The organism is Azospirillum soli, from assembly GCF_017876165.1.
GTDB classification, from domain to species: Bacteria; Pseudomonadota; Alphaproteobacteria; order Azospirillales; family Azospirillaceae; genus Azospirillum; species Azospirillum soli.
Genome location: NZ_JAGINQ010000009.1, coordinates 34,366 through 48,224, shown reverse-complemented (window position 1 = coordinate 48,224; position 13,859 = coordinate 34,366). Strand labels below are relative to the sequence as shown.

13 protein-coding genes are annotated in these 13,859 nt (G+C 68.3%); 7 read left to right on the top strand and 6 right to left on the bottom strand.

Features of this window, described 5'->3' with window-relative positions:
- Window positions 1-70 precede the first annotated feature (70 nt).
- Window positions 71-1,855, bottom strand: a complete 1,785-nt coding sequence (locus tag J2852_RS15645) for an ABC transporter ATP-binding protein (protein WP_209877096.1) — start codon at window positions 1,853-1,855, stop codon at window positions 71-73.
- Between the two features lie 147 nt (window positions 1,856-2,002).
- Here J2852_RS15645 and J2852_RS15640 point away from each other — a divergent pair, with 147 nt between their 5' ends.
- Together J2852_RS15640 and J2852_RS15635 are read left to right on the top strand one after the other, a co-directional pair.
- The gene (locus J2852_RS15640) at window positions 2,003-3,658 is read left to right on the top strand and encodes a CorA family divalent cation transporter (RefSeq protein ID WP_209877094.1); all 1,656 of its coding nucleotides are present in this window, start codon (window positions 2,003-2,005) and stop codon (window positions 3,656-3,658) included.
- A 137-nt stretch (window positions 3,659-3,795) separates the two neighbouring features.
- Window positions 3,796-3,954 (top strand): DUF3309 family protein, encoded by a 159-nt coding sequence (locus tag J2852_RS15635; RefSeq protein ID WP_209762500.1) that lies wholly within the window; start codon window positions 3,796-3,798, stop codon window positions 3,952-3,954.
- A 293-nt stretch (window positions 3,955-4,247) separates the two neighbouring features.
- On the opposite strand, the gene J2852_RS15630 is transcribed toward J2852_RS15635, so the two are convergent.
- A complete protein-coding gene (locus tag J2852_RS15630; protein WP_209877092.1) occupies window positions 4,248-4,463 on the bottom strand; it encodes a hypothetical protein in 216 nt (71 codons plus the stop codon).
- 186 nt (window positions 4,464-4,649) lie between these two features.
- Between J2852_RS15630 and J2852_RS15625 the strand changes: the two genes are divergently transcribed.
- Both J2852_RS15625 and J2852_RS15620 read left to right on the top strand, forming a co-directional pair.
- Complete coding sequence (locus J2852_RS15625) at window positions 4,650-5,126, top strand: CYTH domain-containing protein (protein ID WP_209877090.1); 477 nt, start codon at window positions 4,650-4,652, stop codon at window positions 5,124-5,126.
- A gap of 135 nt (window positions 5,127-5,261) precedes the next feature.
- The gene (locus tag J2852_RS15620) at window positions 5,262-5,645 is read left to right on the top strand and encodes a response regulator (RefSeq protein WP_209877088.1); all 384 of its coding nucleotides are present in this window, start codon (window positions 5,262-5,264) and stop codon (window positions 5,643-5,645) included.
- Between the two features lie 16 nt (window positions 5,646-5,661).
- Here J2852_RS15620 and eutC read toward each other — a convergent pair whose 3' ends face one another.
- A complete protein-coding gene (eutC, locus tag J2852_RS15615; RefSeq protein ID WP_209877086.1) occupies window positions 5,662-6,417 on the bottom strand; it encodes an ethanolamine ammonia-lyase subunit EutC in 756 nt (251 codons plus the stop codon).
- Window positions 6,414-7,802, bottom strand: coding sequence for an ethanolamine ammonia-lyase subunit EutB (locus J2852_RS15610; RefSeq protein WP_209877084.1), 1,389 nt, complete (start codon window positions 7,800-7,802; stop codon window positions 6,414-6,416). Before J2852_RS15610 ends, eutC begins: the two co-directional genes overlap by 4 nt.
- 247 nt (window positions 7,803-8,049) lie before the next feature.
- On the opposite strand from J2852_RS15610, the gene J2852_RS15605 reads away from it, so the two are divergent.
- Window positions 8,050-9,318, top strand: coding sequence for a BON domain-containing protein (locus tag J2852_RS15605; protein WP_209877082.1), 1,269 nt, complete (start codon window positions 8,050-8,052; stop codon window positions 9,316-9,318).
- A 66-nt stretch (window positions 9,319-9,384) separates the two neighbouring features.
- On the opposite strand, the gene J2852_RS15600 is transcribed toward J2852_RS15605, so the two are convergent.
- Window positions 9,385-9,807, bottom strand: coding sequence for a bacteriohemerythrin (locus tag J2852_RS15600; protein ID WP_209877080.1), 423 nt, complete (start codon window positions 9,805-9,807; stop codon window positions 9,385-9,387).
- Window positions 9,808-9,959: 152 nt separating this feature from the next.
- Between J2852_RS15600 and J2852_RS15595 the strand changes: the two genes are divergently transcribed.
- Window positions 9,960-10,730, top strand: coding sequence for a Fic family protein (locus J2852_RS15595; RefSeq protein WP_209877074.1), 771 nt, complete (start codon window positions 9,960-9,962; stop codon window positions 10,728-10,730).
- Window positions 10,731-10,734: 4 nt separating this feature from the next.
- Here the strand turns inward: J2852_RS15595 and J2852_RS15590 are convergent, their stop codons facing one another.
- Entirely contained in the window at window positions 10,735-12,384 is a 1,650-nt protein-coding gene (locus J2852_RS15590; protein ID WP_209877072.1) for a CocE/NonD family hydrolase, read from the bottom strand.
- Here J2852_RS15590 and J2852_RS15585 point away from each other — a divergent pair.
- The gene (locus J2852_RS15585) at window positions 12,311-13,819 is read left to right on the top strand and encodes an amidase (RefSeq protein WP_343206756.1); all 1,509 of its coding nucleotides are present in this window, start codon (window positions 12,311-12,313) and stop codon (window positions 13,817-13,819) included. The genes J2852_RS15590 and J2852_RS15585 overlap by 74 nt on opposite strands.
- Window positions 13,820-13,859: the final 40 nt, after the last annotated feature.

Below are 13,859 nucleotides of genomic sequence, written 5' to 3'. Positions count from 1 at the left end.
GAAGGCGGCGGCTTTCGTGAAGGTTAACGCGTACGCGATGTCACGGCCTGCCGGTCTTGCCGCCGTGAGATCACGCGGCCAGACTCATTCCGGACACCCACTGGCGAACATCGGTTGTGACGTTGGTGATGCGGCCGGCTTCCATCTCGATCAGCACGTCGCAGTCGCGCAGCGTGGCGAGGCGATGGGTGATCATGAAGGTGGTCCGGCCCTCCATCAGGCGCTCCACGCCGTCCATGATGGCCTGTTCGGTGCGCTGGTCCACAGCGCTGGTCGGCTCGTCCAGGATCAGGATCGGCGCGTCGCACAGGAAGGCGCGGGCGAGCGCGATGCGCTGGCGCTCGCCGCCGGAGAAGCGCATGCCGCGCTCGCCCACCGGCGTGTCGTAACCCTCCGGCAGGCGCATGATGAAGTCGTGCGCGTCGGCGGCCTTCGCGGCGGCGACGATCTCCCGCATGGTCGCGTCGGGGCGGCCGTAGGCGATGTTGGCGGCGACGGTGGTCGAGAACAGGATCGTGTCCTGCCCGACGATGGCGAACTGGCGGCGCAGGTCGGCCAGCCGCAGGTCGCGCAGATCCTTGCCGTCGAGGTACACGCCGCCGGTCTTCGGGTCGTAGAGGCGGGTCAGCAGGCCGATCATGGACGACTTGCCGGCGCCCGACTTGCCGACAATGCCCACACGGCTGCCGGCCGGGATGGCGAAGGTCATGTCGCGCAGGATCGAACGGCCGGTGCCGTGGTCGAACGACACGTCGGAAAAGGCAATGTCGCCCATGGCGCGCAGCATCGGCTTGGCGTTCGGTCGCTCGGCCGGGTCGGCCGTCTCGTCCAGCAGAGTGAAGGCGCGGCGCAGGTTGGCCATCAGCTTCTGCTGGGCGGCTACCTGATGGCCCATGTTCTGGAGCGGCTGATAGAGCTGGGCGAGGTAGGACAGGGCCAGCAGCAGTTCACCCACGGTCAGCACGCCCGCCTGCACGTCGGTGACGCCGATGTAGAGAACGGCGGCCGTGCCGGAGGCCAGCAGGACGGAGACCAGGAAGCCCAGGCCGCTTTCCGCCACAGCGGCGCGCATGAAGCTGCGGATCAGGTCGTCGGTGCGCTCGGCAAAACGCTTCACCTCGCGCTCCTCCTGGCCGAAGGCGCGGACGACACGGAGGGCGGACAGGGTTTCGTGCAGGACCGACTTGGCGGCGCTGTCCTTCTCGCACACCGCGTCCCAGCGGCTGCGCAGGCGGTGGTGCGACAGGGCGGTCAGCAGCGCGAACAGCGGCGACACGGCCAGCGCGACGATGGCGAGCTTCGGGTTGATGAGGGCGGTCACCCACACCATGCCGACGAAATAGGCCGCCGAGGTAACGAAGGGCAGGATGACATGGCTGATCTGCCATTGGATGGCGCTGGCGTCGTCCTCGATGCGGTTCAGCGCGTCGGAAATGCCCTTGCTGTCGTGGCGGACGAGGGCGAGGCGCTGGGCGTGCAGGAACAGCTTGGCGCGGAAGTCGGCGACCATGCGCTGCCCGGTCCAGTCGCGCAGCAGGCGGTCGGCGAGGCCGTGCAACTGGGTCAGCAGCGCCACGAACACCACCAGCCCCACCGCGAGCAGCAGCGGGCTGTCCAGCAGGCCCGCCGGCACCGAAGACGCCACCGCGCCGGGCAACGGCTTGCCGCCGATCACGCTGTCCACGGCGATGGTCACCGGAAGCGGCATCAGCAGGCCGATGGGCGTGCCGAGCATGCCGAGCAGAAGCAGGCCCGTCAGGTGCGGACGGAAACGTTTCGCTTCACGGAACACGCGGGCGTAGAGGGCGAAAAGTCCGGTGGAGGTGGGCCCGGCGGCGGTGGGCTTTACGGCCATGAGCAATCTCGCGGAGGGGCTGCTTTGGTTAAAATTTGAGCCGACCATCCGCCGTTATGGTTAACGAGCTATTGCCGCGCGGCCGTGTCGCAAAATTCCCTCCTTTGTACGTCGGGCTGTTAGGATCCCAAGCGGGGGAGGTGCGCCATGACGGACGATAAGATTCGGGTGCGCAAGTTCCGGGAAATCCTGCTGTGGCCCGTGCAGCTGATGCCGCTGAAAGCGGACGCTCAAATCCAGAACCATTGGGAATGGCTGGGTGGCCCCGATTGCGCGTGGCAGGAGGTGGTGGACGAGTTCACCCTCGACCCCGCCGACTTCAAGGAGCGGCATTACAGCGAATTCGTCGCTTTCCTGCCTTATGTGCAGCGCTTCCTGTACGGCGAAGGCACCACGGGCGATCTCCGGCCGGGCTACGGCGGCTCACCGATCCGGGTGTTCCGGCGCCGGGACGTGGCCGGCGTCAGGGTCACCCTGCGCAGGGGAGAGGCGGTGCTGACCCTCGGCATCGCGCATGTGGACCTGTACTTCTTCCACGACGTGGACATCGCCATTCTGGTGGTGGAGGTGGTGGGCGAGGACATGCCGCTGCCCCAGGTGCAGGACACGCTGTTCCGGCTGGGCCGCACCTACCCGTCGGGGTGGAGCGCGGATGGCGCCGGCGTGCAGTGCCCGCATCTGGTGGAATGGATCGGCGTGAACGGGACGGTGCTGGCCGTCTCCGACTACGAGTGCAAGGACAAGTACCTGTCCTTCGTCTGCCGGAACCGGGCGCCCTACATCGCGGCGCATTGGGCTTTCCTGCTGCGTCCACTGGTGCTGCACCATTCGGGCGAGCCGGGGCTGCTGCGCTACCGGCCGTTGGAGTATCAGCGGATGCCGGCGGTCGCCTATCTGTCGCTGGACGAGCCGGAGCGGCTGACGCGTGCCGACTGGGTGCGGCTGGCCTTCGCGACGGCGCCGGGGGAAAGGGACAGGCTGCCCTTCGCGCCGAACTTTCTGGACGGGTTCGAGCAACGTTACTGCTACGACCGTTATTGGGATCCGGCGGTCGAGGGCGGCTGGACGCGCAGCCGGATCCTGTGCTGCGGGCACGCGATGGTCATGGTCGGGCCGGACGGCGATCCCTTCTACACCGATGGCGAAACGGGGCTGCTCGGGCAGTTCCGGCACCAGTATTTCCTGCTGGGGCTGGTCGCGCATTTCCACCGCGCTGCGCTGCTGATGCTATCGGACCGTCTGGTGATGGCGGTCAGCCGGCTGGATATCGGCAAAGTCGAAACGGTGAAGGTCTTCAAGCGCGACATCCGGCAGGTGTTCGAAATTTTCCTGCGCTTCACCCACCGCTACTGGTTCCATGAACTGTCGATCCAGGGACCGCTGCGCGACCTGTTCCGCCTGTGGTCCGGGCATCTGGCGACGGAGCGCCTCTACGCCGAGATCCGCGACGAGGTGCAGGATATGAGCGACTATCTCGACAGCGACGGCTTGCGCCGACAGGCCAACACGGTGCTGCGTCTGACCGTGGTGACGGTGGTCAGCACCATCGGAACGCTGGTGACCGGCTTCCTCGGCATGAACCTGATCGCGTCGGCGGACGAGCCGTTGGCGACGCGGGTCCTGCTGTTCCTGGCGGTGTTGGTGCCGACGGTGGGGCTGATCGTCTATAGCGTCGTGAAGTCCAAGCGTCTGGCCGATTTTCTGGAGGCGCTGTCGGACGAACGGCTCGACGGGCGGGAGAAGCTGTCGCTGTTCCTCAAACTGTGGAAGCGGTCGCCGCGACGCGGCGGGCCGATTGGATGACGTAATTTCGGCACCCGAAGGCGATGTTCCAATTCGCCCTATCGTTCTGCGTCGAGGCCAAGCACTCGCGCATTGTAGGAACAAAAAAGTCGAGTTCGCGTTTTGCTCATTGTGTTTCCGTCATATCGGAGGATGCCATGAGCGTCGGCACCATACTGCTGATCATCCTGATCCTGGTGCTTCTTGGTGCGGTTCCGGCATGGCCGCACAGCCGCTCCTGGGGCTACGGCCCGAGCGGGATCGTCGGCGTGCTGCTGATCATCCTGATCGTCCTGCTGCTGATGGGACGGATCTAGCGACGAAATCGCCGGGCCGGAACGTCCGGGGCGGCGCCCCGTTGTCCGTGCGATGCCGCCCACCGTGGCGAGAACCGCCCCTTCACGGGGCAATCGATGGAGGAGACTTCAAGAATGCCGGCCAACATTTTCTACATCATCGGTGTCATCGTCGTTGTTCTGCTGATCCTGTCCTTCCTGGGTCTGCGGTAAGAAAGGCGATCAACGGCCGTTCGACGGCCTGTGCTTGATGGGAGTTTCGATTCGGCGGGAGCCAGCGGGCCGCAGGTCCGGGGACTCCCGCCGAGTCGTTCTCAGCCCCGGCGTTGGGGGCGGCGCAGGGCGAACAGAAGCCAGCCGACCGGCCCCAGCATCAGCACCATCACCAGCCACCCGACCCGCGGCCCGAAGGGGCAGCGCGATCCAGGCGGCGGCCGCCATGGCCCGCCGCGCGGGGACAGCAGGATGTGCAGCAGGGGGGCGCCGTACAGCGCGAACAGAATCAGCCAGGGGGTCGGATCGAAGGACATGGCCCCACTCTACACGAAATCGGGTTTGATGTTCGGAGTCGGCGTGCCGGGCGCGCGTGCCGGATTGTGGGGAGAAGTGGTAATACCGCATGGCTGCGCCGACCGGCATGTGCGCCCCGCATTGTTGCGCCGCCACATCGATCCGGATAGCCTTCGGGCGACGGAATATGCCGAAAGGCGAGAGCCATGGCGATCGAGATCGAGCGACGGTTTCTGGTCCGCAAGGACGTCCGCCGATTCTGCCGGGACGGTGTCCGCATCGTTCAAGGCTATCTTCCTTCCGATGGCGAGAACACGGTCCGGGTCCGGCTGGCCGGAGACCATGGCACCATCACGGTGAAAAGCCGCCGTCGCGGCCTGTGCCGGGAAGAGTTGGAATACCCGATCGCGGCCGATTACGCCGCGCGTCTGCTGCGTGAATCCTGCCGCGAAGGGCTGATCGAGAAAACCCGTTATCGGGTCACCTATGGCGGCCTGTGCTGGGAAATCGATGTGTTCGAGGGCGACAACGCCGGGCTGGTCATCGCGGAGGTGGAACTGTCCCATCCCGACCAGCTGGTGCCGCTGCCCGGCTGGGTCGGGGCGGAGATCTCCCACGTCGCGGCCTACAGCAATTCCTCCCTGTCGCGCACGCCCATTCGCCGCTGGGTCGCCGCCGCCTGAACCAGTTCCGTGTCGACACCGTCCGTTCCACGCTCGGTCTGCAGCAAAACGCCGCAATCGGCCAAAGCGCTTGACCACACCCGCGTAATTCCCTGGATATTGAACAACAACAAGAATTCAGGCGAGAGCGTGGTCATGGCGAAGGTTCTGGTCGTCGAAGATGCACCGGCGGTGCGGCTGTCGGTCGTCGATGTGCTGGAGGCGCTTGGCCTTGAGGTGGTGGAGGCGGAAAACGGACGCATCGCCATCGCGGAGTTGGAAAAGAGCACCTTCGATCTCGTCGTCACCGACGTTCTGATGCCGGAGGTCGACGGTGTCGAGGTCATCAAGGCGGTGCGGTCGCGTTACCCCGGCACCAGCGTGGTGGCGATGTCCGGCGGCGCACCGAACCTGCCGGCCGGCTACGTGTTGAAGATGACCGAAATGTTCAACGCGGACGCCGTCCTCTACAAACCCTTCATGAACGACGAGTTGCGGGGCGTCGTGGCACGCCTGCTGGAACTGCCGACGACCGCATAGGGCGTCTACGGCGCGTTCAGGGGCGCGCGTCCAGGGCCGGCGCGTCGTCCTTCAGAGAAACGCCGGTCAGCTTCAGCCGGCGCGCCTCGCGCATCAGCCACGCCAGCTTGTCGGCCGCCGCCTCGTAGCCGAGCCCGTCCGGCGGGTGGATGTTGGAGATGCAGTTGCGCTCCGAATCGCGGCGGCCGGGCTTGGGTTCGTAGGTCAGGTAGATGCCCAGGCTGTCGGCGGTGCTGAGCCCCGGCCGCTCGCCGATCAGCACCGCGACCATCCCGGCGCCCAGCCTTGCCCCGATGTCGTCCCCCAGCGCCACGCGGCAGCCGGTCGCCAGAACGACAGGGGCGACGCTCCATCCATCCAAACGGGTCAGAATCGCCTTCAGCGTCGGAACGGCGTGCGCGTGCACGGCGGTGGCCGACAGGCCGTCGCCGATGACGAACGCCACGTCGAAGAGGCCGGGGGGTAGGGCGGCGGCGCTTTCCGGCGACAGACGGCGGCCGAGGTCGGGGCGTTGCAGATAGACCGCCCGTGACGGGGCCGCGCTGACCACGCGGACGACCGGCACATTGCCGAACTGGGCGGCGAGCGCGTCGGTGTCGAAGGGCGTGTGCACGGCGTCCCGCGCGCGGGCGTGGGCGAGCTGGAAATCCAGCAAGGCGCCGGTCGGCAAGGCATCGCCCGCGCGGCCCAGGCCGATGCGGGCGCGGGTGGCAAGGCGCAGGCGCGCCCAGGGATCATTGGTTGAGGGGTCGTTGGCCGGTGCATCGCTCATTCCGCGGCCTCCGCTTGGCCCAGCAGGTTGGTCAGGGCGGGGGCGGGCAGGTCGCGGATGCCGCCGTCCGCGCGCAGCAGGCCCATGCCCTCCAGCCAGCGTTCGAACTCCGGGGCCGGGCGCAGGTTCAGGGCGGAGCGGAGATACAGCGCGTCGTGGAAGGATGTGCTCTGGTAGTTCAGCATCACGTCGTCCGCCCCCGGCACGCCCATGACGAAATTCACGCCCGCGACACCCAGCAGGGTCAGCAGCGTGTCCATGTCGTCCTGGTCGGCCTCCGCGTGGTTGGTGTAGCAGACATCCACGCCCATCGGCACGCCCAGCAGCTTGCCGCAGAAATGGTCCTCCAGCCCGGCGCGGATGATCTGCTTGCCGTCGTAGAGGTATTCGGGGCCGATGAAGCCGACCACCGTGTTGACGAGCAGCGGCTTGAAGGCGCGGGCGACGGCGTAGGCGCGCGCCTCCACCGTCTGCTGGTCCACGCCGTGGTGCGCGTCGGCCGACAGCGCCGCACCCTGGCCGGTTTCGAAATACATGACGTTGTCGCCGACCGTGCCGCGCTTCAGCGACAGGGCGGCCTCGCGCCCCTCCTTCAGGATGGCGAGGTCGATGCCGAACCCTCGATTGGCGGCCTCCGTTCCGGCGATGGACTGGAAGACGAGATCCACCGGCGCGCCGCGCTCGATGGCAGCGATGGTGTTGGTGACATGGGCCAGCACGCAGGATTGGGTGGGAATGGCGTAGCGGGTGCGGATGCCCTCCACCAGTTCCAGCAGGCGGATGGTGTTGGGGATGCTGTCCGTTGCCGGGTTGATGCCGATCACCGCGTCGCCGCAGCCCATCAGCAGCCCGTCGAGGATGCTGGCGGCGATTCCCTTTGTATCGTCGGTCGGGTGGTTGGGCTGAAGCCGCACGGACAGCCGGCCGGGGAGGCCGAGCGTGCTGCGGAACGCCGCCGTGACGCGGGCCTTGCGCGCCACCGCGATCAGATCCTGGTTGCGCATCAGCTTGGACACCGCCGCGACCATCTCCGGCGTCAGGCCGGGGGCGCGCGCGGCCAGCGTGGGGTTGTCGGCGGATTCCGACAGCAGCCATTCCCTGAACTGCCCGACCGTCAGGGACGCGATGGGGGCGAAGGCGTCGGCGTCGTGGCTGTCGTGGATCAGGCGGGTGACCTCGTCCTCCTCATAGGGGATGAGGGGCTCGGCCAGGAAGGTTTTCAGGGGCAGGTCGGCGAGGATAAAGCGCGCGGCGGCGCGCTGTTCGTCGCTGTCGGCGGCGATGCCGGCCAGCGCGTCGCCCGAACGGTGCGGGCTGGCCGCCGCGAGCAGGGCCTTCAGATCGGGAAAGCTGTGGCGCGTGTGCCCCAGCGTAGTGGCGTGCATGTCCGCATCTCCCCTGGGCGTGCGTTGAGGCTAACGCATGCGGCGCGATGGCTGAAGCGGGGAAAAAGGCGGCCCCGGTTCGAGGAACCGGGGCCGAAGTGTGCGTGGATGACTGATCGGACATCAGCAATGATCGGGTATCAGCAATTTGCGTGCCGGATGAAAGGGGAACGCCCGAGGTCAAGGGGCTGTTGACCGGAGACCGTCACGGAGGACGGAGCTCAACGAGAAACGGGAGCCTTGCACCATGGCGCAGAACGAAAATCGGTGGAGGAACGAGGGCCGCGGCTGGAGCGACGACGATCGCTGGCGGAACGAAGGCCGTGGCTGGAGCGGACAGAACCGCAACGCCGGCGTTTACGATCAGGATGAAAGCCGTGGTTACGGACGCGGCGATTATGGGCGCGGCGCCTACGATGTGGGCGATTACGGACGCCGGGAAGGCAGCCGGGATTATGGAAGCCGCGACTACAGCAGCCGGGACTGGGGCAGCCGGGACAACGAAAGCCGTGATTATGGCCGGGGTGGCATGTCCGGCCGTGGCATGTCAGATTGGCAGGGTGGACGCGAGACCTACGCGGATTCCGGCCGCTGGACAGGGCGCGACGACGATTGGCGGCAGGATTACGGCTCCGGCAGTTATTCCGGCCGGCAGGGCTCCAGCAGCTTCGGCGGCTATGGCGGGTCCGGCTACGCGCGCGAGGACCGCATGGGACGCGATTACGGCATGGACCGTGATTATGGCAGCCGGTCGGACTGGGGCCGCATGAGTTCCGGCAGCGACTACGGGCGCGGCGATTACGGGCGTTCGTCGGACCGGTACGAAGGCTACGGCCAGGGCCGTGGTTTTGCCGGTTATCGCGGCATGGGCACGGAATACGGCTATGGCGAGGACCGCAACCGTGGGCGGGGCTGGGGCAGCACCGACAGCGATTGGGGCCGCAGCGACTGGCGGCGCAGCCGTGAGTCGAGCCGTGGCTATGGCGAGGATCGCGGCTTCCTGGAGCGGGCGGGCGACGAGATCGCCTCCTGGTTCGGCGACGAGGACGCTGAACGCCGCCGGCGCGATGACGAGATGCGCGCGCAGCATCGCGGCCGTGGCCCGCGCGGCTACACCCGTTCCGACGATCGCATCCGCGAGGACGTCAACGACCGGCTGACCGACGACCCGCACATCGACGCGTCGGAAATCGACGTGACGGTGAGCAACGCCGAGGTGACGCTGTCCGGAACGGTCGATCACCGCATGACCCGCCGTCGGGCGGAGGACATCGTGGAATCCATCTCCGGCGTGCGGCACGTGCAGAACAACCTGCGCGTCCGCCAGCACACCGGCACGACCGGCAGCGGCCTGACCGGGACCGGCACGACGACGGCCGGCGCTTCGGCCATGGCCGGCATGGGGTCTACGACCGGGGCCGGCACCGGTACGGGCACGACCGCCTCGACCACCGGAACCAGCGGCACCACGGGCACGTCCACCGACACGACGCGCTCCACCACCACGACCCGGTAACCGCGACGAGCCCCTCTTCCTTCTTAGGGGGAGGGGTTTTCGGGGGAGGGGTTTTCCCCGCGCTGCTCAGTGAGCCGTGGCGGTTCCGGCGGACTCCGCCATGAAGGGTTTGTAGCGCATGTCCACCGACTGGATGTGCTCGATCAGCCATTCCTTGAGCAGCAGGATCAGGTCGATGCGCAGCATCATCGTGTTGCTCTCGTCATACTCCCGAGACAGCTTCCGCACCTCGTCCACGAAGTAGCGGTGGGCGGCCTTGTGGGCATCCAGGTCCGGATAACCCTGGCGATCCATCAGATCTTCTTCGCGCGCGAAGTGAACGCTCGTGTACTCAAGCAGGCCATTCAGCAGCCGGACCAGATCGTCGCGGTTCTTCGACGCAACGCCATCTTCCAGAAGAACGGTCAGCATGCCGATCAATTTTTTGTGGTCGTCGTCGAGGATTTCGACGCCAACGCTCATTGTTGGGTCCCAGGCGACATGGTCCATGACGTCTTTCCTCCCCGGGGCGATGGAATGGATGAATAATATTGAAGCCGCTCCATTCTTGACAGGGATTCTAAAACCGGCAACGGTGCCGATCAAAGCGGCAAAAAACCGCAGGCATGTGACTTCGTGTAGGACCGGGGGAGTTGCTGGGCATGGCTCTGCTCGACGACATCAATGAAAAGAAGCGTGCGCTGGACAGTGCCAGGCCGCTGCCGATGACCGTCGTGCGCGATCTGGCCGATTGGTTCGAGCTGGAGCTGACCACCGCCTGCAACACGGTCGAAGGCGGGGACCTGAAGCCAGAGGAGGTGCGCACGGTGCTCGACCGTGGAGCGATCCTGCGGCACCGCCCCCCCGCCGCGCAACGGCTCGTCCTCAACCATCGCGGTGCGCTGGAACTGATGGCGCGCCTGTCCTTCCAGCCCGGCGGCGTGGTGACCGAGCGGACCGTCACCGCCTTCCACGGCGTGCTCTACCAGGGCATCGACGAAGCGGCCGGCAAGTACCGGGAAGGCCCGTTGAAGGACGGTGGCGTCGGCGCATCGCCCGATCCGGCGAAGGTGCGTGTGTCGATGTCGGCGCTGTCCGGCTGGCTGCGCCGGACCGACGCCGGGCCGGAAACCGCCTTCGAGGCGCACCACCGCCTGATGAGCGTGCGCCCCTTCTACGAGGGCAACGCGGCGACGGCGCTGCTGCTGTGCAACCTGATCCTGAACCGCGCCGGCTACCCGCCGGTCGTGGTGCGGCCGGACGACCGCGACCTGTACCGCGACATGGTGGAGCGCGCCTGGTCGGTCGGCGACAAGGCGCCCTTCCGGGAGCTGATGATGCGCCTGCTGGACCAGAGCCTGGACGTCTGCCTGATCGGCGCGGCCAAGAAGGTCGCCGACCTCGCGGGCGCCGAGCTGGACGAGGACGCGTAACGACCTAGAAGGTCTCCATGGGCAACAGCAGGCGTGACAGGCGGTCGCCGCCGCCGTGGATGAGCAGTGTGATCGGCTGGGCGTCCACGAGGCGGGTCTCGCCGGGTTCCGCGCCCGTGCCGGGGTTGACCGGATAGGCGGGGTAGCAGGCGCCGGCAAGGCTGAGGCGCAGCGCGCAACCGGCCTCCAGCGTCGCGCAGACCGCCCGCAGGGCGATGGGCAGCGGGCGCTGCGACCCGCCCGGCTCGACCCGCGCGTGGCTCTGGGTCAGCGGCAGCACCCGCCCATCGGGCATCACCACCGACAGCACCGCGCTGACGTCGAAGGACGGCGCATCGGCCTCCACCCACAAATCAAGCGCCACCCGGCCGGACAGGGCGAGCGGAGCCGCTAACGGCGCCGTCGTGTAGATGGCGACGTCCGGGCGCGCGTCGATGGCGGCGCGGTCCCGTGGCCCGGCGTCGGGGACCGCGTGCCCGCCCACCGCCGGAACCGGGTCGCGCGGGTCGTGCACCACCACGTCGAGGAAGGATTCCGCCGGCGCGCGATCCTGAAGCGCTCCGCCCTCGCGGCGGGTAGCAAGGCCGTCGCTGGCGAGGTGGAACGGGACGGAGGCGGGCGGCAGGGCGGGCAGATCGCGCCAGCGCCGGGCGACGACGTCGAACAGGCGGACGGGGCCGGCGCGCTCGGCGCCGTTGGGCTCGCCCTTCAGGAAGCGCTCGAACCAGGCCAGTTGCAGGCTGTCGAGGGATGGCGCGTCGGGCGCGGTGCCGGCCGAGGTCCAGGGGCCGACCAGCAGGCGCACCGGAGCTGTCGCGTTCGCGGACAGCGCCTCGTGCGCGTCCAGCGTCCCGGCCAGCCGGGGATCGTACCAGCCGCCGATCTGAAGAATGGGAACGTCCACGGCCAATCCGTCCAACACCGCGCGGGGGGACAGGGCATCCCAGCTCGGCCCCGGACCGGGGGTGGTCAGCCAGTCGTCATAATGGCAGTGGCGGGCATACTCGCGCAGAACCTTGGGGCGTGAGGGGATCTCGTCCTTCAGCGGCAGGGCGCGGATGGCATCCAGCAACGCGCCGTAGGCGGCACCGTCCTCGACGCGGCGGGCGGACTCGGCGGCGCACCGCAAGGCCCAGCCCATTGCGTCGGCAAGGCGGAAGGCGCCACCCTCCGTCGCCCAGTCGGTGAAGACATCCCAGCCGGCAAGGGCGGGCACGATGGCGCGCAAGGCATCGGGCCGCTCGGCGAGCGCCAGCAACTGCGCCATGCCGGCGTAGCCGCAGCCGTACATGCCGACCGCTCCGTTCGAGCCCGGCAGGGAGGCCGCCCAGGCGACCGCGTCGGCGCCGTCCTCGCGCTCGGCCTCGAAGGGGTGGAAACGGCCTTCCGACGTGCCGCAGCCCCGCACGTCCTGCACCACCGCCACATAGCCGCGTGCCGCGAACCAGCGAGGGTGGGCGTATTGGCTGGTCAGGGCCGTGCGCCGCCCGCAGGCCACGCGCAGTAGCAGCACGGGCCACGCGCCCTCGGCATCGGGACGGTAGACGTCGGCGTCGAGGCGCACCCCGTCCCGCGTGCGCATGGACACGGTCTCGGGCGGCCTGACGGCGAGAAGGGGAGGCGGTTCGAGGGTCACCGGAGCCAGATGGGTCATGGTCGCCCTACCGAGCGAAGTTGAACGGCTTCGCGTGGCAAAGCCCGTGCCATGGCCGGGAGCGTGGAAAATGGGCGGAAAGACGAGAAATGACCCGCTCAAACAATGGGCATGCGCCCGCCTGTTGGGCTGGCCGCTCGTCAGACGGGCAATCTCATGCTTGAATGCTGTGCAAGGGCATGGAGGGGAGGCGGGCGTGAGCGCGACGGGTTTGGGCTCGACGGATTTTGGTTCAACGGATTTTGGTTCAACGGATTTTGGTTCGACAGATTTCCTGGGCGCCTTCTGCGGGCACGCCAGCGTGACCGTGGCGGGCGCGCCGGCCGGCCCGCTGGCCGGTTTGCGGCTGGCGGTGAAGGATCTGTTCGACATCGCGGGCTACAGGACCGGGGCTGGCTGCCCGGCATGGCTCGCCTCGCAAGACGCGGCGCGGGACACGGCACCGGCCGTGCGCGCCTTGCTCGATGCCGGAGCCTCCATCGTCGGCAAGACGGTGATGGACGAGATGGCCTACGGCCTGACCGGGGAGAACGCCCACTACGGCGCGCCGACCAACCCCAGGACGCCGCTGCGCTTCACGGGCGGGTCGTCCAGCGGATCGGCGGCAGCCGTGGCTGGTGGTCTGGCGGACATCGCGCTGGGAACCGACACGGGCGGGTCGGTGCGGATTCCGGCGAGCTTCTGCGGCCTGTACGGCTTCCGGCCCAGCCATGGGCGGGTCAGCGATGTGGGCGTGGTGCCGCTGGCCCCCAGCTTCGACACGGTGGGCTGGTTCGCGCGCGAGGCCGGCCCGCTGGCGGCGGTCGGGCGCGCGCTGCTGGGCGTGTGGGAGGAGGCTCCGCCGACCGGCGTGCTGGTGGTGGAGGACGCGTTCGGCGCGGCCGACGCACCGGTGCGGAATGCTCTAGGACCGGCGCTTGACGCGGTGACCTCGGTCCTGGGACCGCCGCGCGACGTGACGCTGAGCCGCGACGGCTTCGCCGGCTGGCGGGAGGTGTTCCGGGTGCTGCAATCGCGCGACGCATGGCGCACGCACGGCGCCTGGATCGCCGAGGCGCGGCCGGGCTTCAGCGCCCCGGTGGCGCAACGCTTCGCCTGGGCCTCCACGGTGACGGAGGCGATGGAGCGCGCCGCCAACGAGGTGCGGGCGCGCATGACGGCGGAACTGGAGCGGCTGTTGGCGGGCGGGGCGGTGCTGTGCCTGCCGACCGCGCCGACCCTGGCGCCCGCGCGCAACGCCTCAGCGGAGGAATTGGAGGCGTATCGGGCGCGGACGCTGTGCCTGACCTGCATCGCCGGACTGGCCGGTCTGCCGCAGGTGACGCTCCCGTTGGGAGAGGCGGACGGTTGTCCGGTTGGGTTGTCGCTGATCGCCCGGCGCGGCGGGGACGGTGCCCTGCTGGACGCCGCCGTGAGGGTGGCGAGCGTCCAGTAAAAGCCCCCCTCCGGCATGGGGAGGGGCCAATGGAGAGAGG